22 protein-coding genes are annotated in these 26,115 nt (G+C 67.9%); 18 read left to right on the top strand and 4 right to left on the bottom strand.

The features are described from left to right. The first annotated feature begins 26 nt into the window (after positions 1-26). From ACZ5V4_RS15090 to ACZ5V4_RS15100, 3 genes are all read left to right on the top strand, one after another. Positions 27-653 carry a ribonuclease HII gene (locus ACZ5V4_RS15090; protein ID WP_464315693.1) on the top strand — a complete coding sequence of 209 codons (627 nt, stop codon included), beginning with the start codon at positions 27-29 and terminating at the stop codon, positions 651-653. Then, positions 635-1,039, top strand: coding sequence for a YraN family protein (locus ACZ5V4_RS15095; protein WP_464315694.1), 405 nt, complete (start codon positions 635-637; stop codon positions 1,037-1,039). The genes ACZ5V4_RS15090 and ACZ5V4_RS15095 overlap by 19 nt, the downstream gene beginning before the upstream one ends. Positions 1,040-1,506: 467 nt before the next feature. After that, positions 1,507-2,337 carry a PEP-CTERM sorting domain-containing protein gene (locus ACZ5V4_RS15100; protein ID WP_464315695.1) on the top strand — a complete coding sequence of 277 codons (831 nt, stop codon included), beginning with the start codon at positions 1,507-1,509 and terminating at the stop codon, positions 2,335-2,337. A 153-nt stretch (positions 2,338-2,490) separates the two neighbouring features. Here ACZ5V4_RS15100 and ACZ5V4_RS15105 read toward each other — a convergent pair whose 3' ends face one another. Continuing rightward, complete coding sequence (locus tag ACZ5V4_RS15105) at positions 2,491-2,694, bottom strand: hypothetical protein (RefSeq protein WP_464315696.1); 204 nt, start codon at positions 2,692-2,694, stop codon at positions 2,491-2,493. A gap of 78 nt (positions 2,695-2,772) precedes the next feature. Here ACZ5V4_RS15105 and rsmI point away from each other — a divergent pair, with 78 nt between their 5' ends. The 12 genes from rsmI to ACZ5V4_RS15165 all read left to right on the top strand — a co-directional run bounded on the left by rsmI (position 2,773) and on the right by ACZ5V4_RS15165 (position 18,264). Continuing rightward, positions 2,773-3,618 carry a 16S rRNA (cytidine(1402)-2'-O)-methyltransferase gene (gene rsmI / locus ACZ5V4_RS15110; protein ID WP_464315697.1) on the top strand — a complete coding sequence of 282 codons (846 nt, stop codon included), beginning with the start codon at positions 2,773-2,775 and terminating at the stop codon, positions 3,616-3,618. Further along, positions 3,611-5,125 carry a two-component system sensor histidine kinase NtrB gene (locus ACZ5V4_RS15115; protein ID WP_464315698.1) on the top strand — a complete coding sequence of 505 codons (1,515 nt, stop codon included), beginning with the start codon at positions 3,611-3,613 and terminating at the stop codon, positions 5,123-5,125. The genes rsmI and ACZ5V4_RS15115 overlap by 8 nt, the downstream gene beginning before the upstream one ends. A 50-nt stretch (positions 5,126-5,175) precedes the next feature. After that, positions 5,176-5,523, top strand: a complete 348-nt coding sequence (locus ACZ5V4_RS15120; RefSeq protein WP_464315699.1) for an Hpt domain-containing protein — start codon at positions 5,176-5,178, stop codon at positions 5,521-5,523. 297 nt (positions 5,524-5,820) lie between these two features. Further along, entirely contained in the window at positions 5,821-8,592 is a 2,772-nt protein-coding gene (locus ACZ5V4_RS15125) for a glycosyltransferase family 2 protein (protein WP_464315700.1), read from the top strand. Positions 8,593-8,692: 100 nt separating this feature from the next. After that, positions 8,693-10,504 (top strand): ABC transporter ATP-binding protein, encoded by a 1,812-nt coding sequence (locus ACZ5V4_RS15130; protein WP_464315701.1) that lies wholly within the window; start codon positions 8,693-8,695, stop codon positions 10,502-10,504. Positions 10,505-10,524: 20 nt separating this feature from the next. Continuing rightward, a complete protein-coding gene (locus ACZ5V4_RS15135; RefSeq protein WP_464315702.1) occupies positions 10,525-11,163 on the top strand; it encodes a DUF4136 domain-containing protein in 639 nt (212 codons plus the stop codon). Beyond that, positions 11,160-12,341 carry a glycosyltransferase gene (locus ACZ5V4_RS15140; protein ID WP_464315703.1) on the top strand — a complete coding sequence of 394 codons (1,182 nt, stop codon included), beginning with the start codon at positions 11,160-11,162 and terminating at the stop codon, positions 12,339-12,341. The genes ACZ5V4_RS15135 and ACZ5V4_RS15140 overlap by 4 nt, the downstream gene beginning before the upstream one ends. Positions 12,342-12,723: 382 nt before the next feature. Next, complete coding sequence (locus tag ACZ5V4_RS15145; RefSeq protein ID WP_464315704.1) at positions 12,724-14,595, top strand: hypothetical protein; 1,872 nt, start codon at positions 12,724-12,726, stop codon at positions 14,593-14,595. Beyond that, complete coding sequence (gene galE / locus ACZ5V4_RS15150) at positions 14,592-15,569, top strand: UDP-glucose 4-epimerase GalE (protein ID WP_464315705.1); 978 nt, start codon at positions 14,592-14,594, stop codon at positions 15,567-15,569. The genes ACZ5V4_RS15145 and galE overlap by 4 nt, the downstream gene beginning before the upstream one ends. Before the next feature lie 236 nt (positions 15,570-15,805). After that, complete coding sequence (locus ACZ5V4_RS15155; RefSeq protein ID WP_464315706.1) at positions 15,806-16,093, top strand: late competence development ComFB family protein; 288 nt, start codon at positions 15,806-15,808, stop codon at positions 16,091-16,093. A gap of 70 nt (positions 16,094-16,163) precedes the next feature. Next, positions 16,164-16,358 (top strand): hypothetical protein, encoded by a 195-nt coding sequence (locus ACZ5V4_RS15160; RefSeq protein ID WP_464315707.1) that lies wholly within the window; start codon positions 16,164-16,166, stop codon positions 16,356-16,358. A 139-nt stretch (positions 16,359-16,497) separates the two neighbouring features. Next, the gene (locus tag ACZ5V4_RS15165) at positions 16,498-18,264 is read left to right on the top strand and encodes a chloride channel protein (protein WP_464315708.1); all 1,767 of its coding nucleotides are present in this window, start codon (positions 16,498-16,500) and stop codon (positions 18,262-18,264) included. Between the two features lie 16 nt (positions 18,265-18,280). On the opposite strand, the gene ACZ5V4_RS15170 is transcribed toward ACZ5V4_RS15165, so the two are convergent. From ACZ5V4_RS15170 to ACZ5V4_RS15180, 3 genes are all read right to left on the bottom strand, one after another. Next, positions 18,281-18,823: an HPP family protein gene (locus tag ACZ5V4_RS15170; RefSeq protein WP_464315709.1), complete on the bottom strand. Its 543-nt coding sequence runs from the start codon at positions 18,821-18,823 to the stop codon at positions 18,281-18,283. Then, positions 18,820-19,416 carry a CBS domain-containing protein gene (locus ACZ5V4_RS15175; RefSeq protein WP_464315710.1) on the bottom strand — a complete coding sequence of 199 codons (597 nt, stop codon included), beginning with the start codon at positions 19,414-19,416 and terminating at the stop codon, positions 18,820-18,822. The genes ACZ5V4_RS15170 and ACZ5V4_RS15175 overlap by 4 nt, the downstream gene beginning before the upstream one ends. Positions 19,417-19,533: 117 nt before the next feature. Then, the gene (locus ACZ5V4_RS15180; RefSeq protein WP_464315711.1) at positions 19,534-21,543 is read right to left on the bottom strand and encodes a methyl-accepting chemotaxis protein; all 2,010 of its coding nucleotides are present in this window, start codon (positions 21,541-21,543) and stop codon (positions 19,534-19,536) included. Between the two features lie 313 nt (positions 21,544-21,856). On the opposite strand from ACZ5V4_RS15180, the gene ACZ5V4_RS15185 reads away from it, so the two are divergent. The 3 genes from ACZ5V4_RS15185 (at position 21,857) to ACZ5V4_RS15195 (ending at position 25,898) form a co-directional block, all read left to right on the top strand. Then, positions 21,857-24,526 carry an ABC transporter substrate binding protein gene (locus tag ACZ5V4_RS15185; RefSeq protein ID WP_464315712.1) on the top strand — a complete coding sequence of 890 codons (2,670 nt, stop codon included), beginning with the start codon at positions 21,857-21,859 and terminating at the stop codon, positions 24,524-24,526. 68 nt (positions 24,527-24,594) lie between these two features. Continuing rightward, a complete protein-coding gene (locus ACZ5V4_RS15190; protein WP_464315713.1) occupies positions 24,595-25,458 on the top strand; it encodes a PilZ domain-containing protein in 864 nt (287 codons plus the stop codon). Positions 25,459-25,697: 239 nt separating this feature from the next. Beyond that, the gene (locus ACZ5V4_RS15195; protein WP_464315714.1) at positions 25,698-25,898 is read left to right on the top strand and encodes a hypothetical protein; all 201 of its coding nucleotides are present in this window, start codon (positions 25,698-25,700) and stop codon (positions 25,896-25,898) included. Positions 25,899-26,115 lie beyond the last annotated feature (217 nt).

The following is a 26,115-nucleotide window of genomic DNA, read 5'->3' on the forward strand; positions in this document are numbered from 1 at the left end:
TCTCGGGGCGCGGGGCCTAGGCGCGCATGTCACTCGCCATCCTCACCGCCGGAGTGGACGAGGCCGGGCGCGGCTGCCTGGCCGGGCCCGTGGTGGCCGCCGCGGTCATCCTCCCCGCCTCGTACGATCTGCCCCGCCTGACCGACTCCAAGAAGCTCACCGCGCAACGCCGCCTGGCGCTGGAGAAGGCCGTGAAGGTCCAGGCCGTGGCCTGGGGCCTGGGCGTGGTGCGCGCGGAGGTGATCGACCGGGTGAACATCCTCCAGGCCACGTTCATGGCCATGGCCCGGGCCGTGGCCGTGATGAAGCTTCGCCCCTCCCGGCTCGAGGTGGACGGCAACAAGATCATCCCCTCGCGCCTGCTGCCGTTCGACGGCCTGGCCCAGAAGGCCATCGTGGACGGCGACGCGCTCGTCCCGGCCATCTCGGCGGCCTCGATCCTGGCCAAGACCTTCCGCGACAGGTTCATGGAGCGCATGGACGCGCGCTTCCCGGGCTACGGACTGGCCGGGCACAAGGGCTACGGCACGGCCGAACACCTGAAGGCCGTGGCCGCGCTCGGGCCGTGCCCGCTGCACCGCCTGACGTTCAGGGGCGTGCTCCCGGAAAAGCCCACGGTGCGCGAGGAATTCCAGTGCCTGCCGGGCATCTGAAGCTCGGTCGGGAAGGGGAGGAGGCGGCCGCGCGCCTGCTGCGTTCCCTCGGGATGAGCGTGATCGAGCGCAACTACCTCTGCCGCAGGGGCGAGGTGGACCTGATCTGCCGCGACGGGGAGTACGTCGTGTTCGTGGAGGTCAAGACGCGCGGGCAGGGCAGCCTGGCCAGCGGCACCGACGCCGTGGACCGGGGCAAGCGCGCCCGCATCGTGCGCGCCGCCGCCGAATACCTCTCCGCCAATTCGCTTTGGGACAAGCCCTGCCGTTTCGACGTGGTCAGCGTGGTCGCGCGCGCGGGCGCGCTCGAAGCCTCGCACCTGGCCGACGCGTTTCAGGCCGAGTTCGACGGCGGCGGCGCGGGCAGGGGCTGGCAGCCCTGGTAGGCGCGTCCGGCGCATCCCCCACCTTTCTGACTTCACCCCGCCTCAAGCCCCCGCTTTCCGGCTGACACTCGCGCGGGAAGCCTCCCCTGTCCGTTTCGCCCGCGATTTGCGCCTTGCATGGCGCCGCAAGCAGTCAGCTTATGGCGGAACCAGTGCGAGTCGAATTTCTTTACAGAAATAATGTCGACAATATTGACAGGTTGAATGCGCGGGAAAAAGAATTTTTCAGAATATCCCATCTCGGACGGCCGTGTCCATTGCTTTTCCGGAATGTCCCCAGCGGGCATGTATTTTGCTCAACAGCGCAGGATCGTACGGCTTTTCGGCAGAAGGCGGCCACAAGCAGGGAGTTGCGAAGAGTTTAATTGCAGACTCCAATCCAGGCCCTGGATGGCTGTCGGCGGCAATCGGCGGCAATGGCATGATGAGACAGTCTTTCATCACTCAACGACCGTGGAGAGATCGGGATGAAAAAAATGATGTTCCGTTGGATGTTATGTGTTTTTGCACTTACCGTGGTTTGCGGTTCGGCCAGCGCAGCAACAATCTACAATAGCCTTCCCATTCCTTATCCGCACAACATCCCCAGCCTGGGATACGAAGCCACTTCGACTCGAGAGTTTGGAAACGCCATCCAATTCGCCGGGACGGAGAGGGATCTCACGTCCGTCACGGTCGCCATGAGCGACTGGGCATGGTTCACCGGCAATGCGACGAATACCGGTTGGGGCGGCGTGTACCCCAATGGCTACTCCATGGATTTCACGCTGAACCTGTACAACGTCAACCCGGCTCCGGGAGCCGTCACCCCGGGAAGCCTCATCGCGAGCCTGGCCACCACCGCGACCGTTCCGCTGCGTCCTGACGGCTGGGACATGAACGGCATTCTGTTCAACATCGTCTTCGACGCCACGTCCTTCGCCATCACGCTCCCCGACGAGATCGTATTCGGGCTTTCGTACAACACCCAGCACTACGGCAATAATCCCACAGGAGTGTCCGGGCCGTACAACTCCCTCAACTTCGGCCTCAACACGTCCGGTCCTTCGGTCGGAACCGATCTGGATGCCGACTCCGTTTTCTGGAACACGTCCCACGGCCCGTTCTATTCCGACGGCGGCGCGGCAGGCGTGTCGCTCTTCAGAGCGGACAGCGGCTGGACCGGCTACACCCCCGCGATCATGTTCACCGCCGCGGATGCCCCCGTGGCAACCCCCGAGCCCGGCACCATGCTGCTCATGGGCCTGGGGGCCATCGGCGCCGGCTTCATGCGCCGCCGCGACCGCAAAGCCGCCTAGTCCCCGGATTTCCCCCGGCAACAAAAAAACGAGGAACGGAGCCGTCAGGCTCCGTTCCTCGTTCGAAACTCGTCGTTCCACCGGCGACGCCCGCGAAGCGGAGGGGGATTCCAAAGGGACCCCGTCCCTTTGGCCGCCGGAGGCTTCCTCTTCTCAGATGACCACGTTGCCGACGATCCGGCCCTTTTCGGCCTGCTCGTAGACGTGGGTCCAGGCGTTCACGGACACGGGCTGGCTCACGGGCGTGCGCTCGAATTTCGCCACGGCCGCCTGCTGCGGGTCGAAGGTCACGAGGCTCTGCGACAGGGCCACGGACAAGGGCCCGCCGGTGCCCGGGTTGTACTCGAAGTCGGCCATGAAAAACTCCTATTCCCGGCCCCGCAGGCTGTCAATGGCCCGCTTGCATTCGTGTTGCCGCCGTGAAATAAGCTCTTCATGAGCGTAATTCCGGGTACTTTGTGGATCGTGGCCACGCCCCTGGGCAACCCCGGCGACCTGACGCCCAGGGCCCGCGACGTGCTCTCGCGCTCCACCCTCGTGCTCTGCGAGGACACCCGCAGGGCCGCGCGGCTCTTCTCCACCCACGCCATCGAGCCCGCGCGCTTCCTCTCCCTGTACGACCACAACGAGGAAGGCCGCATCCCCCAGGTGCTCGGCCACCTGGAGGCGGGCGGCGAGGCCGCACTCATCTCGGACGCGGGCACGCCCGTGCTCTCCGATCCTGGTTTCCTGCTGGTCCGGGCCTGCCGCGAGGCCGGGCACGCCGTGCGCCCCGTGCCCGGGCCGTCGGCCGTGATGGCCGCGCTCTCGGCGTCGGGGTTGGCCCCGCAGCCCTTCGTTTTCCTGGGCTTTCTGCCGCGCAAGGCGGGCGACGTGCGCCAGGCGCTGGCGCGCTTCGCGGACGCGGGCTGCACCTTGGTGTTCTTCGAGCGCAAGGACCGCCTGGGCAAGTCCCTCTCCGAGGCGCTTTCGGTGCTGGGCGAACGCGACTGCGTGATCGCCAGGGAACTGACCAAGACCCATGAGGAGTTCCTGCGCGGGCGAATCTCGGATTTCGCGGGCAAGGACCTCGACCTGCTCGGCGAGATCACCGTGGTGCTCGGCCCCGCGCTGGAAAAGGCCCACTCCGGCGAGGAAGAGGCCCGCGACGTGCTCGCCCAGGAGTTGGCCAGGGGCGGCAAGCCCAAGGAGGTTGCCCGCCGTGCGGCCGCGCGCCTCAAGGGCGTGGGCGTGAAGGAAATCTACGAGATGCTGGCTGCGCAGGAGCGGACGCATGGGTAACCAGCTGCCGGAGGGCTACTGCCTGTGGGAGATGGAGGACACCGCCTTCCGCGTGGGCATCATGGGCACGGGCCCGGGTTTTCTCTCCATCCTGGACATCATCCACAACGAGTCCGTGGGCGAGTTCCTGCCGCCCATGGAGCTCAAGGCCCTGAGCGAGCCAGGCCCGGAGAAGGAGAAGCTGCGCGACCCGCGCGTGGCCGGACTGCCCGTCTATGACACCTACCAGGCCATGCTCGCCGCGCACCCGGACATCAATCTGCTCATCGAGCTTTCCGGCAAGCGCTACAAGGTCAAGAAGATCGTAACGTCCCTGCCGGACCAGGTCAGCTTCATCGACCACACGGCCTCCTTCTTCCTTTGCGCGCTGAACAAGTTCGCGGCCATCAGCGCGCGCTGCCAGCTGAACCTGGACAACCAGCGCGTGCTGCTCCAGGCCATCATCGACGAGGTGCCCGAGGACATCCTCCTGCTCGACAAGCACGGCAACGTGGTGGACTGCAACCGCAACGTGGTGGTGCGCCGGGGCCTCTCCAAGGAGGAACTGGCGGGCAGGCCCTGCTGGGACGTGCAGTCCGTGAGCGACAACGTGCCCTTCTGCCACCCCGAGACCAAGGACTGCCCGTTTCACTCGGCCCTGCGCACCGGGCGCAAGGCCGAATCCCTGGAAACGCGCATCAGCAAGGAGGGGCGGCTCCTGTACTTCCGGGAATACGCCTACCCGATCTACGACGCCTCGCACAACCTGACCCACGTGATGGTCATGCGCCGCGACATCACCACGCGCACGGAGCTGGAGAAGCGCGCCCAGCAGACCGAGAAGATAGGCGTGGTGGAGCGGCTCTCGGCCTACATGGCCCACGAGATAAGAAACCCGCTCTTCGCCATCGGGGGCTTCACCAACTCGCTGCTCAAGTCGCCCAACCTCTCGGAGCGCGAGCGCGAGAAGGTGCGCATCATCCTGGAGGAGACGGCCAAGCTCGATCGCATCCTCAAGGAGATGATCGGGTTCTCGCGCCCCGGAGCGGACCAGCCCACGGAGATCGACCCCGCCGGGGTGGCCCGCGAGGCCGTGAGCACCATGCGCTCGGGCTTTCTGCCCAAGGGCGTGGAGATATCCTTCCTCTCGGGCGAGCGCCTGCCCAGGGTCAAGGCCCACGAGGACACCCTGCGCCGCGCCGTGATGCACCTGGTGACCAACGCCGTGGAGGCCATGGACGGTCCGGGCTTCGTGGAGGTGGCGGTGGCCATGTCCGGCGGGCAGGTGGGGCTCAGCGTGAGCGACAACGGCCGGGGCATGCCCAAGGACGTGCTGGAGCGGGTCTTCAGCCCGTTCTTCAGCACCAAGGGCAAGGGCTACGGCCTGGGCCTGGCGCTCATCCGCAAGGCCGTGGAGGACTGGGGAGGGCAGGTGGAGGTGGTCAGCCGCGAGGGCCACGGCACCACCGTGACCCTGCGGCTCGCGCCGGTGCTCGACGTGCCCGGGGACGCGCCCGCCAAGGGCTGAAACGGAGAAACCGGTCGCCTCCCCCGGGCGGGCGACACGAGGAAGACATCATGGAACTGCCACTCGTCGACATGGAAAAACTCCTGGTGCGCATGGAGGACGACCGCGAGCTGATCCGGGAGATCTTCGAGGTCTTCATCGAGGAGTACCCGGAGCGCCGGTCCAAGTTCGAGCGCGCCCTGTCCGGCGACGACACGAAGACCATGGTCCTGCTCGCGCACTCGCTCAAGGGCGCCAGCGGCACCCTGCACGCCGAGCCCCTTCGCCAGCTCTGCTTCGAGCTGGAGCACGCCTCGCGCACCGGCGACTCCGCGAGGATCGCCTCGTTCACTCCCCTCGTGCTCGACATGCTCGACAAGACCGCCAAGGCCATGGAGGAGCTCAAGGCGCGGCTGTAGGGCGCGCCGCCGCACCCCCGCCCGTCGCTCCCCCCGCGTCGCGCGGGGCCGCCTCCCGGTTTCGCCCGGTTTCGCGAAAATCCGTCAAGGGAAATTATCGTAACCGCTTCGTGCGCAATTTTCGTAACCGGAGCGCGCCGCCGCTTTCCCGAGGAGCCCTGGCGCGGCTTCCCGGGCTCCCCCTCCATTGGCACCCCCCTTGCTTACGCAGCCTCGCGCGCTTGCGCGCCGCTTCCGGGCCCCGGAAGCCACCAAGCGAAAAAACCGGCGCACGACGCCGGAAAGGACGAGGACACCATGTTCCAGATGGAAGGCGGAGCCGCCGGTCAGAGCATCTTCGAGCGCCCCCGAGTGCACGGGCGCTTCCTGTTTCTTGGCGACAAGAAGTTCTTCATCAAGGGCGTGACCTACGGACCGTTCCCCGAGAACGCCGACGGCGAGCCCCTGCCCGAGCCCGAGCGCGTGGCCGAGGACTTCCGCCTGATGCGCTCCATCGGCGTGAACACCATCCGCGTGTACTACGTGCCGCCCAAGTGGTTCCTGGACACCGCCGCCCGCCACGGCGTCCACGTCATGGTGGGCATCCCCTGGCCCCAGCACCTGTGCTTCCTCGACCAGTGGGAAGTGAAGGAGTCCATCAAGGACGCCATGCGCGAGGCCGCCCGCGCCTGCGCCGGCCACCCGGCCCTCCTGGCCTACCTGATCGGCAACGAGATCCCCAGCCACATCGTGCGCTGGAGCGGCGCCCGCAAGGTGGAGAAGTTCCTGGCCAAGCTGGCCGCCATCGTGCGCCGCGAGGACCCCACGGGCCTGGTGACCTACGCCAACTACCCGTCCACCGAGTACCTGAAGCTGCCCTTCCTGGATTTCCTCTGCTTCAACGTCTACCTGCACGACGAGAAGAGCTTCCGCTCCTACGTGAAGCGCCTGCAGAACGTGGCCTGCGACATCCCGCTGGTGCTCTCCGAGTTCGGCATGGACTCCATCCGCCACGGCGAGGCCGCCCAGGCCTCCTTCCTGGACTGGCAGGTCCGCGCCGCCTTCGAGGAAGGCGTGTCCGGCACCATGGTCTTCGCCTGGACCGACGAGTGGTACACCGGCGGCCACCTCATCGAGGACTGGAAGTTCGGCATCGTCGACGCCGACCGCAAGCCCAAGGCCGCCTTCGAGGCCGTGTCCAAGGCCTACGCCAACCCGCTGCCGCCGCTGCCGCCCGAGCAGCCCATGATCTCCGTGATCGTCTGCGCCTTCAACGCGGACTCCACCATGGAGGGCTGCCTGGCCAGCTTCCAGCACGTGGAATACCCCAACTTCGAGGTCATCGTGGTGGACGACGGCTCCACCGACAAGACCGGTGAGATCAGCGACAAGTACGCCGCCAAGTTCCCGTTCATCCACGTGATCCACCAGCCCAACCTGGGCCTGTCCGCCGCCCGCAACGTGGGCATGCACGCGGCCAAGGGCGAGATCATCGCCTACACCGACTCCGACTGCTACGTGGACCCCCACTGGCTGACCTATATGGCCTGGGCCTTCCGCGACCGCCGCTTCGCGGCCATCGGCGGCCCCAACCTGCCCCCGCCCGAGGACAACCGCACCGCCGCCTGCGTGGCCGTGTCCCCCGGCGCGCCCACGCACGTGCTGATCACCGACGAGATCGCCGAGCACATCCCCGGCTGCAACATGGCCTACCGCCGCGAGGCCCTGCTGGACCTGGGCGGCTTCGACGCCACCTACCGCGCGGCCGGCGACGACGTGGACCTGTGCTGGAGGCTCATGGACATGGGCCACACCATCGGCTTCCACGCGGGCATGATGGTCTGGCACCACCGCCGCAACACGGTGAAGGCCTACCTCAAGCAGCAGAAGGGCTACGGCCGCGCCGAGGCGCTCCTCATGCCCAAGCACCCGCAGCGCTTCAACGTGCTGGGCAACTCCCGCTGGGCCGGGCGCATCTACGGCGACATCTCGGGCGCGCTTCTCTCCACCCGCCCGGTGATCTACCACGGCGTGTTCGGCTCCGGGCTCTTCCAGACCCTTTACGAGCCCAAGGGCAGCCTGATGGCCTATCTGCCGCTGTCCTTCGAGTGGATGATGGCCGCCTTCGCGGTGCTGGCCACCGGCTTCGCCTTCGCCCCCATGTTCGCGGTGGGCGCGGCCATGCTCTTGACCACCCTGGCTTTTGTCGGCCACCGCGCCGCCCAGGCCAAGCTGCCCAAGGCCCACGACAACTTCCTGTCGCGCGTGGTCATCACCATGCTCACGCTGGCCCAGCCCTGGATTCGCGGCAAGGCCCGCTACCAGACCCTCATGGACCTGCGCCGCGCGGGCCGCAAGAGCCTGTCCCGCGGCAGCATGGCCGTGCTGGGCCTGCCCGAGGAAGCCAACCTGCCCAAGTACACCTTCTGGCAGCGCATCAAGGACACCTGCTCCATCTTCAGGCGCGGGCTCAAGTTCCACCGCTTCTTCTGGAACAACGCCTCGCTGGAGCGCGAGGACGTGCTGGACCACATCCTGCGCGTGCTGCGCACCCTGAACGTGAGCCACTCGACCGACACCGGCTACGCCTCGTCCTCCTCCACCCCGTGGGACCTGCGCGTGCAGCCCGGGCTCATGACCGCCATGAAGCTGCGCGCCACGGTGGAACACCACGGCGGAGACAAGCGCTTCGTGCGCCTGGCCGGGTCCATCGCGCCCACCGGCTTCGCCCTGGGCCTGACCGGGCTGTGCGTGGCCGCCGGAGCCGTGTGCCTGGCCATGGGCGCGCTGATCCCGGCCGCCGCGTGCGGCGGGGCCGCCGCGCTCACCGTGCTGTGGACCGCCAAGGGCATGTCCTCCTCGGCCGCCATGGTCACCAAGCTGGCCCAGCACCTGATGACCTGCAAGCACGGCTGCACCCTGGACGAGCCCGCCTGCGCGGCCAACGCCCCCGAAGCCGCCAAGGAGGCCTCCTCCGTGGCCGTGAAGGAAGTGGTGGTGGCCGAGACCGCCGAGACCCTGGACGTGGCCCAAGAGGCCCCGGCCAAGGCCGAGTCCGCCCGCGTGACCGTGGACGCCCCGCTTCAGTAGTGACATAGCGAACGCACTCGCGTATGACCCTGCCCGGGCCGGGGAGGCTTAAGCCTCTCCGGCCCGAATGCGGTCGAAACCTTACTTCCCCCACGAGATTATGGCCGTCTTCCTGAAACTGCTTGGGTACCTGCGGCCCTACAAGTTCCTGTTCCTGTTCTGCCTGGGGCTGGTCGGCGTGCTCTCGGCGCTGGAGCTGCTCAAGCCCTGGCCGCTCAAGCTGGCCGTGGACCAGGTCATCGCGGGCAAGCCGTTGGAGTTCATGGGCTTCTCGCTCGACGCCCACACCCTCACCGCCAGCGCGCAGCTGGCCGTGGTGGCCATCTCCATGGTGGCCATCCACTTCCTCACCGGCTTCGTGCAGCTGGCCAACAACTACCTGACCATCCGCATGGGCCAGGACATGGTCCAGGACTTCCGCTGCGAGCTCTTCGACCACCTCCAGCGCCAGTCGCTGCTCTTCCACCAGACCCGCCCCACGGGCGACCTGCTCTACAGGCTCATGGGCGACACCTACTCGGTGCAGACGCTCCTGATGAACGGCGTGTTCACCACGCTGACCAGCCTGGTGCTCCTGGCGGGCATGTTCATCGTGCTCATGGGCCTGGACTGGGAGCTCACGCTCTACGCCATGGCCGTGGTGCCGCTTCTGATCCTGGCCATCGCCTCCGTGAGCAAGAAGATCGGCAACCTGACCTACGAGTCCCACATGAAGGAATCGAAGGTCTATTCCACGGTGGAGAACATCTTCAACTCCATCTCCCTGGTGCAGGCCTTCGCCCGCGAGGACGAGGAGCGCCAGCGCTTTTTGAGCGAGTCCAAGCACAGCTTCGAGCGCAAGCTTTCGCTGTATTCGCTCCAGACCGCCTACGGCTGGATCATCGGGGCCATCACCGCCGCGGGCACCGCCTTCGTGCTCTACGTGGGCGCCATGCACGTGCTTGAGGACACCCTGACCACGGGCGACCTGCTGGTCTTCCTCGGGTATCTGGCCTCGCTCTACACGCCGCTCAACAACATCGCCAACACCATGGGCGCGATTCGCGGCTCCCTTGCCCAGGCCCGGCGCGTGCTGGACGTGCTCGCCGAGGACAAGGCCGTGCCCGAGGCCCCGGACGCCAGGCCCCTGGAGATCCGCTCCGGCGCGGTGGAATTCAAGAACGTCACCTTCGGCTACGACCCGGCGCGCCCCGTGCTCACGGACGTCTCCTTCGGCGCCCCCGGCGGCTCGACCGTGGCCGTGGTGGGCCAGACCGGCGCGGGCAAGACCTCGCTCATCAGCCTGCTCCTGCGCTTCTACGACCCGCAGAAGGGCTCGATCCTGATCGATGGGCAGAATCTGACGTCCGTGAAGCTGAAAAGCCTGCGCCAGCAGGTCTCCATCGTGCTCCAGGACACGCACCTCTTCCCCATGAGCGTGCACGACAACATCGCCTACGGCAAGAAAAGCGCCACCCGCGAGGAAGTCGTCCGCGCCGCCACCCTGGCCAACGCCCACGAGTTCATCGAGAACCTTCCCGAGGGCTACGACACCCGCCTGGACGAGCGCGGCTCCAACCTCTCCGGAGGCCAGCGCCAGCGCCTGGCCATCGCCAGGGCGCTCCTGAAGGACGCGCCGCTGCTGATCCTGGACGAACCCACCTCCGCCCTCGACGCCGGAACCGAGGCCCTGATCATGGAAGGCCTGGACCGGCTCATGCAGAACCGCACCACCTTCGTCATCGCCCACCGCCTCTCCATGATGCGCCGGGCCGACCTGATACTCGTGGTGAAGGACAAGAAGATCTGGGAAATGGGCACGTTCCAGGAGCTTCTGGACAAGGGCGGGGAGTTCGCGCGCCTGCATTCGCTGCAATTCGCGCCCCTCAAGGAGCGCGGCGCCAAGGCCCCGGCCCCCCAGGAAGCCCCGTAACCTTTCCGAAGGAGAAGGGCATGGACCGCCACCCCCCGAGAGGACGGCTTCTGGCCGCGCTGGCCCTGCTGGCCGCGCTCGCGCTTTCCGGCTGCGGCGGCACCGGGCCTGGCGCGAGCTACGCCATCCACCTGGACGCCTACGCCGAGAAGGTCGACTTCGGGAAGCGCTTCGTGGTCCTGCAAGGGGTCATGGAGAACCCGCCCAAGGACGCCGACTTCGCCAAGGCCGCCGACTCGCTGGCCACGGCCCTCGAGGCCAGGGGCTACAAGCGGGTGGGCAAGGTGGACGAGGCCGACCTCGGCGTCTACCTGGCCTACAAGGTCACCGAGGAGCACCGCTCCCCCTTCGAGAACTTCGACGAAGGCCCGGCCGGGCGCAGCCCCCGGAGCCTGCTCTTCATCGACTTCACCCGCGACGTGCTCGTGGAGGCCGTGGACCTGGCCCGCTACAAGGCAAACAGTCCTAGGAACATGGTCTGGAAGATCAGGCTCGTGAGCAAGGGCCCCACCGGCGACATCCAGAAGATCATGCCCTACGTGGCCGCGGCCGTGGCCCAGTACATGGGCCAGAGCACCGAAGCCTACGTGGTGGTGGACGACGCCCTCAAAGTGCACCCCTACAATCCCGACAAGCGCGGCCGGAGGCCGCAGCCATGAAGAAACGCACCGTCATCGTCTCCGGACTGGCCTGCACCTACCCCCTGGGAGGCGTGGCCTGGGACTACATCCAGTACCTGCACGGCTTCCACAAGCTGGGCCACGACGTCTACTACCTCGAGGACACCGGCGGCTGGGCCTACGACCCGTTCAAAGTCACCTTCACGGAAGACTACTCCTACCACATCAAGTACCTGACCGATTACCTCGCCGCCCTGGACCCCGACCTGGCCCGGCGCTTCTGCGTGCGCGACCCGGGCGACAACTTCCACGGCCTGAGCCGCGAGCAGTTGGCCGGCGTGGTCAAGCGCGCGGACGTGGTCTTCAACATCTCCACCACGCTCTGGCTGCGCGAGGAGTACCAGTCCATCCCGGTGAAGGTGCTCATCGACTCCGACCCCATGTACACCCAGGCGGGCATCCCGGACTACCTGGCGGGCACGGCCTCGGAGAAGGACGTGAAGAACATCGAGCACATGAAGATGCACGACCGCTTCTTCAGCTTCGCCGAGAACTTCGGCAAAGAGGGCTGCCTGATCCCCAAGGGCGTGTTCGACTGGCGGCCCACCAGGCAGCCCATGGTGCTCGAGTGCTGGGACACGCCGAAAAAACCGGCCTCGGAGGCGTTCACCACGGTGCTTTCGTGGCAGCCCAAGGAGTCCGGCCCGGTGGTGAACGGCGTGCAGTACGGCGGCAAGAACATGGAATTCTTGAAATTCATCGATCTGCCGGGCAGGACAGGCGCGACCTTGGAGTTGGCCCTGGGCCAGGGCAGGCCGCCCCGGGAGGAACTGGCCGCCAAGGGCTGGAAGCTGGAGGACGGATTCGCCAAGTCCACCACGCCCTGGCTGTACCGCGACTACATCTGGGATTCGTTCGCCGAGTTCTCCATGGCCAAGAACGCTTATGTGGCGTCCAAAAGCGGCTGGTTCTCGTGCAGGAGCAGCTGTTATCTGGCGGCCGGGCGGCCCTGCGTGGTGCAGGACACCGGGTTCTCGGAGTTCATGCCCGTGGGCGAGGGCGTGCTCGCGTTTTCGACGGAAGACGAGGCCTTGGCCGGGATCGAGGCGGTCCGGGCGGATTGGGAGAAGCACTCCAGGGCCGCGAAGAGGTTCGCGAAAGAGTGGTTCGACTCGGACGCGGTGCTCGGCAAGCTCCTGAAGGAAGCGTTGGAGTAGGGGCCGGGAGTTCGGGCTCGCGCCGCGAGAGGGCCCGGAACCGGCGGGACAGCCGGCCAGCGTCGGGAATGACGGTTGGGCGGGCCTCGTGCCCGGGTATGGATCGGGTCGCGCCGCGAGGCGCGGAACCGAAACATTACTCGCTCGAGGACTCGCTGCGGGTTTCGGCCCCGCGCCTCACGTCACGCCCCGCTCCTCACCCGGGCACGAGGCCTGGCTGGCCGCAGGGCGGGAAGGGAACCAGGCCGTAAACTTTGCTGAACGAAACAAGCAGGTTGTGATGCTTGAGAGAACTATTGCAGGGTCCAGAGGGATGATCCCCCTGGCGGGAGAGTCCAGAGAGGGCAGGGCCCTCTCTGGCCGCCGGAGGCTTGTTGTCTGCGTGGTGGTGATGGCGCTCTTGCTGCCGTCGCTGGCCATGGCGCGGGGCTGGTCCGTGTCCGGCGACAACGGCGTGAAGTGGCTCATGACCCCCGAGGGCCAGCGTTTCTTCTCGCTGGGCGTGAACACCACCAACGGCGGCGCGGACGACGAGAAGGCCAAGAAGGCCCACGCCTACTACTGGGGCCGGTTCTACCCGTCGCTTCAGGCCTGGGGCGAGAGCGCCGAGTCGCGCCTCGCCGCCTGGGGCTTCAACACGGCCGGGGGCTGGTCCGAGGCTTCGGCTGTCATGACCATGCCCATCATCCCGGAGATCGACCTGGGGCGAAACTCCAAGCTCCACTGGTACGACATCTTCGACCCCTCCATGCAGGACACGGCCGACGAGATCGCCCGGGAGATCGTGGCCAGCTACAAGGACAACCCGCGCATCCTGGGCTACTTCACGGACAACGAGGTCGGCTGGTGGAACTCGCCGCTCTTCTTGTGGCACCTGGAGCGCGGCTGGGCGTTCTCCTCCAAGCGCGTACTCTGGCAACTGATGTACGACCGCTACGAGGGCAAGTGGGAGAAGCTCCTTGTCGATTTCGTCCCGGGCGAGGGCCTGGACGGCTTCGAGAAGCTGAAAGAGCCGGGCGCGGCGCTGAAGCTTCGGCCCGGCGGCCGCGGCATCGCGGTGATCGGGGAGTTCACGCGCATGATCGCGGGCCGCTACTACGAGCTGGCCTTCAGGGCCATGCGCAAGGCCGACCCGCGCGCGCTGGTGGTGGGCGACCGCCTGCCCCTGTACTACGACCAAAACGCGGTCCTGGCCCAGAAGGGCTTCGTGGACGTGCTCTCCACCAACTACAACGTGGACTGCGAGGACGGCTGGGTGGCCCCGTACTACTTCGAGGGCCTGGGCCAGCTCTCGGGCGCGCCGGTCATCGTCTCCGAATATTTCTTCGCCGCCGACGAGAACCGCAGCGGCAACGTGAACAACGGCCACCTGATGCACGTGCGCACCCAGGAAGAGCGCACGCGCGGGGCGGTCAAGGCCATGGAGAACTTCGCCTCGTTCCCCAACGTGGCGGGCGTGCACTGGTTCCAGTTCTCCGACGAGCCCACGGGCGGGCGCAGCGACGGCGAGGACTTCAACATGGGCCTGGTGGACATCCACGACAAACCCTACGAGCTTTTGACCGAGGCCTTCGCCAGGGTGAACGCCCGCGTGCCGGAGATTCACGCCGCGAGCGCCTGGAAGAACAAGGCGGACGGGGATTTGGCCCCGGTGATCCTGCGCGCGGGACCAGGCAGGAGCGTGACCGACGGCTCGCTCACGGACTGGAAGGACAAGGCCGCCACGCGCGTGCTTGGTTTTGCCGCGCCTAAGCCGTACGCGCCCTTCGGGGACGTGCACCTCTCCTGGGGGCCCGAGGGCTTGTACTTCTTCAACATCGGCCAGAACTACGTGGACCTGGCGCTTCTGGACTACCAGGGCCGGTTCCCCTTGTCCGAGACGTACCAGATCCGCATCACGGCGGACGCGGGCGCGGGCCCGGTCACCGTGGGCGTGCACCTGGCCCCCAGGCCGCACAGCGTCTGGCCCGGGCGGTTCGAGCTCTCGCCCGAGCTGTGGGTCTACGAGAACGGCGCGCCCGCGAGGCGCATCGAGGACCAGGAGCTGGTCAAGGCCCTCGACAAGCCCCTGCCGCACATCCAGGTGGAGGGGCTCATCCCGGCAAAGCTTCTGGGCGTGGACGCGCTCAAGGCCGGGCAGGAAGTGAAGATCGCCATCGAAGTGACCAAATTCTACAGAGAACTGACCATGGCCGCACGCCCCGGGACCACCGTGCTTGGCTCGGCCGTGGACAACGCGGGAGCCCAGAAATGAAAGGCAACATACTGGTGACCGGCGGCGCGGGCTACATCGGCTCGCACACCTGCAAGGCCCTGAAGCAGGCCGGGTACGAACCCATCACCCTCGACAACATGGTCTACGGCCACGAGTGGGCCGTGAAGTGGGGGCCGCTCATCAAGGGCGACATCCAGGACGGCGAGGTGCTGGACCAGGTCTTCAAGCGCTACGAGCCCCTGGCCGTGCTGCACTTCGCGGCCTTCGCCTACGTGGGCGAGTCGGTGACCGACCCGGAGAAGTACTACCGCAACAACGTGGCGGGCACGCTGTCGCTTCTCTCGGCCATGCGCCGCGCGGGGTGCAGGAACATCGTGTTCTCCAGCACCTGCGCCACCTACGGCGTGCCCGACGAGCTGCCCCTGCGCGAGGACCATCCGCAGAGGCCCATCAACCCCTACGGCTGGACCAAGCTGATGATGGAGCAGACCCTGCGCGACTTCGACGCCGCCTACGCCGTCCGCTACGCCAGCCTGCGCTACTTCAACGCGGCCGGGGCCGACCCCGACTGCGAGATCGGCGAGGACCACGACCCCGAGACGCACCTGATCCCGCTGGTGGTCCAAGCCACCCAGGGCAGGCGCGGGGACGTGCAGATCTTCGGCACCGACTACGACACCCGCGACGGCACCTGCGTGCGCGACTACATCCACGTCACCGACCTCGCCGTGGCGCACATCCAGGCCCTGGAATACCTCCAGGACCAGGACGAGAGCCTGGTCGTCAACCTGGGCACGGGCAACGGCCAGACCGTGCGCGAGGTCATCCGCGCCGTGGAGAAGGTCTCGGGCAAAAAGACCCCCGTGACCGAAGGCCCGCGCCGCCCCGGCGACCCGCCGGGCCTCTACGCCCGCGCGGACAAGGCCTACGAGTTGCTGGGCTGGAAGCCCCAGCTGGGCGACATCGAGACCATCGTGGGCACTGCCTGGCGCTGGCACGAGAAGCACCGCTAGGCCGGGGCGGGACGGAGTCCTGCCGGGGCGCGGGCAGCCCCCGCTTCGAATACCGAACCTTGCCGCCATCAGGCGGGGGGCGCCGTGGGCGCACCCCGCCTTTTTCGCGCCCTGGCCTAGGTCATCCAATGGGCGCGCCCTGGCCTGGGGGCTTTGCACGGCGGGGCAAGCCTGTTACGGATGGAACCGGGAAACGAGGAATCGACACGAAAACCGGCACCCGGAGGCCCCAGCCGATGAGCAGCAAGGATCGGATCGTCGTGCAAGGAGTGGATGTGAGCGCCATCCGCAACAAGAACGAGTCGCGGGTGGCCAGGCTCTTCGAGAAGGTCATGCAGGAGGACGGCGTGGGCGAACTCGACCCCCTGGACGTCCAGGACATCTACGCCCTGGCCCTGAACCTGCTGCCCTCGCGCTACCGCCAGGCCGGGACCATCGTCCTCTCCGAACCCGTCAAGGACTCCCACATCGAATCGGCCCTACGCAGGGCCATGCGCACCGTGGGCGAGCGGCCCAAACGCTGACGCGCCGCCGCGCTTGACCCCCGCGCCGAAACGGCCTATGGCGCGGGCCTCTTCACAAGGAGGACCGACCATGCGCGGAGACGACTTCAGGCGCGGGGCGTCGGGTTTCGACGACGATTCCCCGCAGGAGCGCACCAGCCCCGACCTGACCCCGGCCACGGGGCGCGACAACATCCAGATGTTCTGGGAATCCATCGGCATGAAGCCCGGCGACGACTGGAAGACCGAGGCGGACAGGCCCGAGGGCGACGCAAAGGACAGCTAGCTTCCGGCCGGTTTCGTCGTCGCGCGTCGCGACTGCCCCTGGAAATTCCTTCCGGATCGTGGAAGAATCCGGCAATTCGCCGGACGAGTCCCGACCAGATGCACCACACCGAACCTTGCCCCCGCGCGGGGAGCCGCGCGTGAGGACCGTTCTCGACAGGTTGCTCGACGCCTCCTTCCGCTCCCGCCGGGTGCGGCGGGTGGTGCTCTTCCTCTGCGTCGGGGCCGTGGCCGGGCTCCTCACCGCTGGTTACTCCTGGGTCCTCGACCTCCTGTCCGGCTACGCCCAGGGCGGGCTCATGGGGCTCTCCCACAGCCCGGCCGATCCCGCGGGGTCCCTCGCGCGCCCGTGGGTGCTGCCCGTGGCCACCACTCTGGTGGGGGCGCTCACCGGCTTTGTGGTCAGCCGCTTCATGCCCGAGGCCGCGACCTCGGGCACGGACGGCACGGACGCCATGATCGGGGCCTTCCACCGCGCCGAGGGCCGCATCCGCCCCCTGGCCGCCGTGCTGCGCACGGCCACGTCCATCCTCACCCTGGCCTCGGGCGGCAGCGCGGGCAAGGAGGGGCCGGTGGCCTTCATGGGCGCGGGCTTCGGCTCCTGGCTGGCGGACAGGTTCACCCTCACGGACAGGCAGCGCCGGATACTCTTGCTGGCCGGAGCCGCCGGAGGCCTCGGGGCCATCTTCCGCTCGCCGCTGGGCGGGGCCATGACCGCCGTGGAGGTGCTCTACTCGGAGGACTTCGAGGGCGAGGCCCTCTTGCCCTGCATCATCTCCTCGGTGACGGCGCACATGGTCTGCGCGGTGTTTCTCGGCACCAAGCCCATCCTGGCCGTGCCGGACCTGCACCCGGCCACCCTGGCCGAACTGCCGTTTTACCTGCTGGTGGCGGTGGCCTGCGCGGGCAGCGCGTGGCTCTACGTGAACGGATTCTTCTTCATCAAACGCAAGGTGTTCGGCAGGCTGAAATCCCGCTGGGGCCTGACCCTGTCCACGGCCGCCGGAGGCCTGGCCATGGGGCTTCTGGGCGCGGCCTTCCCCGGGGTGGCGGGTTCGGGGCACGACAGCCTGGAGCTGGCCGTGCTGGGCCAGATCCCGGCCCTGACCATCGCGGCGCTTCTTCTGGGCAAGATACTGGCCACGTCCCTGACCATCGGCTCGGGGTTCTCGGGCGGCATGTTCGCGCCCGGGCTCTTCGTGGGCGGCATGACCGGCGCGCTGGTGGCCAAGCTCGGCCAGATGTGGCGGCCGGAACTCACGGTGCACGGCGGGTTCGTGCTGGTGGGCATGAGCGCCTTCTTCGCCTGCGCGGCCAAGGCCCCCTTGGGGCCGCTCATCATGGTCTGCGAGTTCACCCAGGGCTACGCCCTGCTGGTTCCGCTGATGCTCTGCACGGCGGTGGCCCTGTCGCTGTCGGGCAGGTTCAGCCTGTACGAGAACCAGTTGCGCGGCAAGGTGCACTCCCCGGCGCATCGGGGCGAGGCCGCCGAGGCCGCGCTCAAGCAGCTCACGGTGGCGGACGCCTACGTGCCCGGGCGCATGGCCGTGATCGAGGAGGGCACCACCCTGGCCGCCCTGTCGGACATCATCGCCGGGACCGACGTCCAGGCCTTTCCCGTGCGCTCGCGCGACGGGCTGATCACCGGGCTTCTGACCCTTGAGGACGTGCGAAAGGTGATCTTCGAGGCGCCGCTTCGCCCGCTGGTGGTGGCGCGCGACCTGGCGCGCCCCGCCGTGCTCCTGCACCCCGAGCAGGACCTGCACCAGGCCCTGATGGCCTTCGTGCAGACCGGCGCGGGCCAGCTCCCGGTGGTGGACCCGCAGGACCCGGCCCGGGTGCTCGGCTCGCTCAGCCTGCACGCGCTCCTGGCCGTGGAAGGGGCGCAGGGCCTGGCCGGGCGCTGACGCCCGGGGCGGCCCCTCACCACCAGTAGTTCGGGTACTTCCTGCCCTTGGCCAGGTTGTTCACCACCAGGGCCACGGCCAGCAGGATGAGCGCGCCCGTCCCGGCCGGGACCAGGGCGAAGAGGTAGCCCAAGGCCTCTATCTTCGGCCCGCCGGTCACGGCGATGAGCGCGGTGGCCCCTCCGGGGGGGTGCAGCGTGCCCGTGAGGTGCATCACGGCGATGGCCGTGGCCACGGCCAGCGCGGCGCACAGCCACGCGGGCTCGGGCAGGGCCAGGCGGGCGGTGACCCCCACCAGGGCCGAGAGCACGTGCCCGCCCAGCAGGTTGCGCGGCTGGGCCAGGGGGCTTCTGGGCGCTCCGTAGAGGAGCACGGCCGAAGCCCCGAAGGAGCCGATGAGCAAAACGGCGTCCGCGCGGTCCACCACGCGCTCGTTCATGAACCCCAGCAGCGCGATGCCCGCGAAGGCTCCCAGCCAGGACCAGAGCGTCTCCGGAAGCCCCACGATTGGCGGGCTCTGCCCCTCGCCGCCCTTCATCTTGGAAAGATAGGCCCTCATTTCGCGCCCTCCAGGAGCTCGCCGAAGGCGCGCACCAGGTCGGAGCGGCTGACGATGCCCGCGAGTTCCCCGCTCGAAGAAATCACGGGCAACCGGTTGATGCCCCTGGCCGACATGAGCGAGGCGGCCTCGAAGGCGGGCGTGTCCGGCGAGGCCGTCACGGCCGGGGAGGTCATCACCCGGCCCACGGTGGCCTCCCCGCAGCCTTCGGCCGTGCAGGACGCGCCGTCCATCAGGGCGCTGACCAGCACCGCCAGGCCCGCCTCGCGGGGAAGCCCCAAAAGGCCCAGGAAATCCTTGAGCGAGACCACCCCGGCGAGCCTCCCCCCGTCGAGGACGGGCGCACCGGAGATCCCGGCGCGGGCCAGCACGCGCGCGGCTTCGCGCACGCCCAGGGACGCGTCCAGGGTCACGGGGGAGGGGGTCATTACCTGGCCCACCAGGACGGTGCGGCGCAGGCGCTCCTCGGCCATGGCCCTGGCGGCCGCCAGGAGCTTGGCCGCGTCGCCGGGGGTGATGTCCACGAAGGACCCCTGGGCGCGCATGGCTTCGAGGATGTCGGGGGGAGTGGGGTCGGGGCGGCAGGCGGGCATGGCGTGCTCCTTGGCCCGGGCAGCCTCGAGGCTGCCCGGGCGGCGTTGGAGCAAGCTTACGGCGGAGGCGCTCCGGGGGGTGTGACCTGGCTCACATCCCGCGAAAAAAAACGCCCGCTAGAATTTTTCGAAGTCCGCCTCGGACGCGGCCTCCAGGGCCGCGGGCTTGCGCGGGGAAAGGGCCGGGCGGGCGGAGCCGCGCCGCTTGGCGCCGTTTCCCGAAGCCAGCGCCCTGGGCTGCCCGGCTCCGGTCTTGAAGAAGGAGACCGTGGACAGGAGCTGCTCGGCTTGGCCGGAGAGTTCCTCGGAGGTGGAGGCCAGTTCCTCGGAGGCCGAGGCGTTCTGCTGGATCACCTGGTCGAGCTGTTGGATGGCCTTGTTGATCTGCTCGGCCCCGGAGCTCTGCTCGCGCGACGCGGCCGCGATCTCCTGGACCAGGTCGGCGGTCTTCCTGATGTCGGGCACGATGGCCGAGAGCATGCGCCCGGCCTCCTCGGCCACGGCCACGGACCCGGAGGAAAGGGCGGATATCTCGCCCGCGGCCACGCCGGAGCGCTCGGCCAGCTTGCGCACCTCGGCCGCGACCACGGCGAAGCCCTTGCCGTGCTCGCCCGCGCGCGCGGCCTCGATGGCCGCGTTCAGGGCCAGGAGGTTGGTCTGGCGGGCGATCTCCTCGATGATGGAGATCTTCTCCGCGATCTGCTTCATGGCCTCCACCGTGCGCCCCACGGTGTCGCCGCCCGCTTCCGCGTCCCGCGCGGCCTTGGAGGCCATGGCCTCGGTGCGGGCCGCGTAGTCGGCGTTCTGCTGGATGTTGGCGCTCATCTGCTCCATGGAGGAGGATATCTCCTGCACGCTGGCCGCCTGCTGCGAGGCCCCCTGGGAGAGGGTCTCGGCCGTGGCCGAGAGCTGCATGGAGCCCGAGGACACGTTGCCCGCGCCCTCGGTGATCTCGCCGATGACGTTGGCGAGCCTGGAGGTCATGTCGCGCAGGGCGTCGGCCAGCACGCCGATCTCGTCGCCCCTGTGCACGTCGAGGTCGCGCGTGAGGTCGCCCCTGGCCATGGTCTTGGCGAAGTCCACGCCGCGCACGATGGGCCTGGTCAGGCCCCGGGCGATGAGCACGCCCAGCACCAGGGCCAGCGCCACGCCCACGGCCATTCCGGCCACGGTGACGGCCCGGCCCGTGGCCGCCTCCTGCCTGCCCTGGGCGACGGCCTTGGCGGCCTCGGCCATGTTCGCGGCCGCCAGGGCGTCGATGAGCTCGAAGAGGTCCTGCCTGGCCTTGACCGAATCCACGGTGAGCACGCGGCCCAGTTCGCCGAACATGTCCACGGACTTCTGCGCCTCGGCGCGCATGTCGCGGAAATGCTCGAACACCTTCTCGGCGCTGGGGATCATCTGCTTGGAGAAAATGGCCTTGGCGGTCTCCAGGTCGCCCGCGACCCGGGCCTGCCTGACGGCGCCCACGGCCTGGTGGAAGCGGTCGTGGTGGGGCTTCACGTCGGCCAGAATCCTGGCCATGACCGGGTTCTTGGTCTGGTAGCCATGCATCCACTTGCCGAAGTTGCAGGCGGTGGGGTCCTCCCCGCCCTGGAAGGCCGTGCCTTCCAGCAGCAGGCTGCCCACGCGACTCTGCAGGGCGTAGTGGTCGCCCCGGAAGAGCTGCATGTCGGTCATCAGCCTGTCGGGATTGAGGATGTCCACCTGCTGGAGCCGCTTGGAAACGGCCACGGCCTGGTCGTTGAACTTGTTCAGGGCGTCGCTGACCGCCGGGAAGCGGGCCCAGAGCGCGGCCTCCTCTCCGGATTTGGCCAGGGGAGCGTACGTGGCCTCGGCTTTCTTGAGCTTTTCCCGGCTGGCGGCAAGGTCGGCGTAGCACTTGTCGCGCGCCGCGTGGTCCAAAAAGGGGCTCAAGAGCGCCCGCATGGAGGCGTCCGCCGCGTTGGTCTCGGCCTTGATGCGCAGGAGGTTCTCCACTCCCGGCAGGTTCACCCCGCCAAGGCGCGTGAGCTCGCCGGTGAGCGTGTTCATGCGCTGGATGGCCACGAGGCCGATCACCAGCGCGATCAGGGCCGACGCGGCGAAACCGCAGATCAGTTTTTTGGATACGCTGAAGTTTTTCATGCCCCCCCCAGAGCTGCTGTTGTCGCGCGGCCTCCTGCCGCGCCTTCCCCCCTGAACTTTTTTAAGGGGCCTTAATGCAAAAATTACAGATTTTCAATTAGTTGATGTCTGAGGCGAGGGGCGCGGCGCAAGCCCTCCCTTTCTGGTCCATTTTGGTGTAGGATGGGCCAAGGCGGACGGACTCCTCGTTTCATGGGGCCTTCGCCCCGCCTCGGCGGCGGACCGTTTGCTTTGACGAAGGCGGCGTATCCTGAGAAGATGCTTTCCGGATGTTTTCACTCTGCCCGGCGCCTGCGGCGCCGCAACGGACCCAATGAAGCTCACGCGCTCAGCCATCCTGGCCTTGGCACTTTCGCTGCTGGCCGTCCTTTCCGCCTTGGCCGAATCGCCCCAGGGCGAAGATCGCTTGCCGGACGTGCTCATCCTGCATTCGTACAACCAGGGCAACACGCGCACCGACAACCTCTCGAAAGGAATCGCCAGGGCGCTCGGCGAGCAGGGCTTTTCGGAGTCGCGGATGGTGGCCTACCTGGACTCGGACAGGCTGGGGAACTCGCCGGACTATCCCCGGCTGCTCGGCGCCACCAAGGAGATGGTCTCGGTCATGGTCCGGGCCACGGAGCCCAAGGTGGCCATCGTCACGGACTGGACCGCGCTGCGCTTCTGGAAGCAGCACCGCGAGGCCCTGGCTCCGGGCTTGCCCGTGATCTACTGCGGCATCGGTTCGCCTCCCCCGGCCTTCGTCTCGGAGATGCAGGGAGTCAGCGGCGTGGTGGAGAAGCTCGCCTTCAGGGAGACCATCGAGACGGCCATGCGCCTTAGGCCCAAGGCGAAAAAGCTATTGGTGCTGGAGTCCTCCTCTGCGTATTTTTCGGTCCTCAGGTCCCAATTGGACAGGGAACTCGCCCAGTTCGCCGGGCTCCTCGAGATCCACCGCCACGACCGCCAGGACATCGCGGCCGTGGAGGAGCGCCTGAAGTCCCTGGACGACGGCTGGATAGTGCTGGCCGTGGGCAGGCCCGAAGCGGGCGGGATCGCGCTCGATTCGCCTTCGGCCTCCAGGCGCATCGCCCAGGCCAGCCCCGTGCCCGTTTTCGCCACCTGGAGCACCTGGGTGGGGCAGGGCGTGCTCGGGGGCAAGGTGATGTCCTCGGAACTCCAGGGCTACGAGGCGGGCAAGATGGCGGCCGCCGTGCTCAGGGGAGGCCAGGCTTCCGCCCTGCCCGCCGTGAGCTACGAGACGGGCAGTTACCTGTTCGACCACGCGGTCCTGAAGCGTTTCGGCATCGAAGAGGCCCAGTTGCCCCCGGGCAGCCGGGTGCTCGGCAAGCCCGTGAGCTTCTACGAGGCCAACCGGCCGCTGGTGTGGGTCTACGGCCTAGCCATGGCGCTTCTGGCCGTGGTCAGCGGCGGGCTCGCCCTGTACGCGGGCTACCGGCGCAAGGTCCAGAACCAGCTCAAGGAGCAGGTGAACTTCGTCCAGTCGCTCATGGAGGCCATGCCCACCCCGGTGTTCTACAAGGACACGCAAGGCGTCTACCAGGGCTGCAACAAGGCCATGGAGGACTTCATCGGCGTGCCCCGTGAGAAACTGATCGGGCGGCCCGTGCACGAGGTCTTCGGCAAGAAGGAGGCGGACCACTTCAAGCGCCAGGACGACGCCCTCTTCGCCGCCGGGCCGGTGCAGATCTACGAGTTCGAGAAACAGACCCCGGACGGCCCCCGGCAGATCCGCTTCCACAAGGCCCTCTACAGGGACGCCGCCGGGAAGGTCGCCGGGCTGGTGGGCGTGATCGCGGACGTCACCGACCTGCGCAACGCCGAGGCCGAGATGGTCAGGGCGCGCAACTACGTCCAGGCCATCCTGGACTCCTCGCCGTCGGTGATCCTCGTGGTGGACGCCGAGGGGCGCATCACCCACCTGAACAGCAAGGGCCGGGAGGAGTGCGGCTGCTCGCCCGAGAGCTTCCGGGAGGCGCTGCCCTCGCTGGCCGGGCTGATGCAGGACGTGCGCAGGGCCATCGCCGAGGACAGCACCGTCTTCCCTCCCAGGATCGTCGAAGGGGTGAACGGCCGTCAGCGCGCCTACGACGTGATGATCTACCCCCTGCGCACCATCGGGCTTTCCGAGGCCGTGGTGCGCGTGGACGACGTCACCGGCCGCCACCGCATGGAGGAGATGCTGGTCCAGTCCGAGAAGATGATGAGCGTGGGCGGGCTGGCCGCGGGCATGGCCCACGAGATCAACAACCCCCTGGGCGGCATCATGCAGAGCGCCCAGGTGGTGCTCACGAGGATGCGCGCCGACCTGCCCGTGAACCGCAAGGCCGCCGAAGGCGCGGGCGTGCCCATGGAGGGCGTGCGCGCCTACCTGGACAGCCGGGAGATCCCCTCGCTGCTCGAGGGCCTGCGCGACTCGGCCAAGAGGGCCGCGGCCATCGTCTCCAACATGCTGGAGTTCAGCCGCCGCAGCACCTCGGCCTGGCTGCCCGTGGACGTGAACGGGCTGGCCGACAAGGCCCTGGACCTCTGCCTTCAGGACTACAACCTCCTGGAAAATTACGACTTCAAGCGCATCGCCATCGTGCGGAACTACGACCCCGCCAACCCCAGCGTGCGTTGCTCCCCCGCCCAGATCCAGCAGGTGATCTTCAACATCGTGCGCAACGCGGCCCAGGCAATGTTCGCGGCCAGGACGCCGGACCCGTCCATCACAGTGTCCACCCGGCTGCGCGAGCACTGCGTCGAGGTTGAGGTCGCGGACAACGGGCCGGGCATGGACGAGGCCACCAAGCGCAAGGTCTTCGAACCCTTCTTCACCACCAAGGGCCCCGGCGAGGGCACGGGGCTCGGGCTTTCCGTGTCCTACTTCATCGTCAAGGAGAACCACGGCGGCGAGATGCAGGTGGAGTCCGAGCCCGGAGCGGGCGCGCGGTTCATCGTGAGCCTGCCGCTCAATTCATTGCGCTGCCTCCAGGCCTGAAGCCCCGCCCGCGTTGACCTGGCGGACGCGCCTCGTGTACCTCTCCCGAAACTTCAGGCGAACCGCGCATGATACTCGATCTGTTCAAGAAGAAGGGCCCCTCCCTCGATGAAGCCGGAAGCGCCGCCCTGGAGCAGGCGCTGGCCCAGCGGGCCAAGATGGACCTGGTGTTCGAGGAGGGGGTGACCACGCTCACGGGGCTTAGCTGCTCGCTCTCGGCCATCGGCAAGGATTCGTTGCGCCTGGACGTCTACGGCGTCGGCGGGCCGGGGAATTTTTCCGGGCGGCGCTTCGAGTGCTTCTTCCGCATCCGCGAGGGCAAGGGGGGCGTCGGCTTCTACGGGTTTTCCAGCCGCGTGGAGCAGGTCAGGCAGGCCAGGCACGGGGGCGTGGAGTTCGTGGCCGCCATGCCGGCCAAGGTGGCGCGCTCCCAGCGCCGCAGGAGCGTGCGCGTGCGCCCGGAGATCGAGTGGTTCGAGGCCCTTCTGCTCTGGAAGGGGGCCATGACCCCGGAAACCGACAACGAGAGCATCCTGCTCGGCCTCACCGAGCTGCGCCAGGTCAAGGCGTGCAGGCTGGAAAACCTCTCGGCCGGGGGCATGGGCGTCCATTACGACAGACAGTTCTGCATCGACTCCAGGCACTTTCCCGCCGTGGGCGACGAGTACACGGTCTACCTGCGCTTCGCCCAGGAGATGCGCAACCAGCCCAGGGAGCTCTGGCTCTCGGGCCGCGTGGTCCGCTCCCTGGAGGACCCCGTCTCCAAGGACCTGGACGTGGGGATCGAGTTTCTGCACGTGGGCCGCAAGGGCGGGGAGGAGGGGGCCGTGGTGCGCTGGGTCCCGGTGGCCGACAACGTGACCGAGGAGCTGATCAACCGGATCTTCGAGTGGCACGCGGCAATGTGCCGCGAGCGGGCCGCGCCCGCCTAGGGCTTTCCCCGGTCCATTCCGTAGGACCCGCATAATCCCCGTGTTTCCGGCTGGTTGCCTGGAGATCTCGCCGGGAGCGGGGGGCGGGCCGCCGGCCCCTGCCGGGCCGGAGCCGGAGCCCTGGAATGCCCGGCGCGCCGCCGCTTGGAATCCTTCGGCTTTTTTCGCGGCGCGCATTGCACGCCGTAACGAGATGGTCTAAGTATGTGCGTAAGCACCCAGTGGGAGGGGCACGCACCATGAACATGAACGAATTGCGCGAAAAGGCGAAGACCGTCGGCGTCAAGGTCGCCGTCGGCTGGACAAAGATAACGGCGGTCAGGGCGATCCAGACGGCGGAAGGCTACGAACCTTGCTTCGGGCGCGGCCTGTACGCCGTGTGCGGCCAGCCCGCCTGCTGCTTCAGGCCCGATTGCGAGAAGATTCCGGGAGAGGGCTGATTCCGAACGCCTGTTTCGCGAACGCCGGGAGTCGCGCGCTCCCCGGGGGCGCGGGCCGGCCGGGAAACGCAGGCTCCCCCGGCAGACGGGCAGTAGGCGCGCGAGGTGAAACCGCGAGGTAAGCCCGGTATCCCCGGGCATTATTCAGGGGGGGATATCTCCCAACGCATCACCCGGCCAGGGACTTTCCGGGCAGGTTCGTTGCGCCGCGCAGTCC

It is taken from the genome of Fundidesulfovibrio sp. YSD1, from assembly GCF_055397115.1.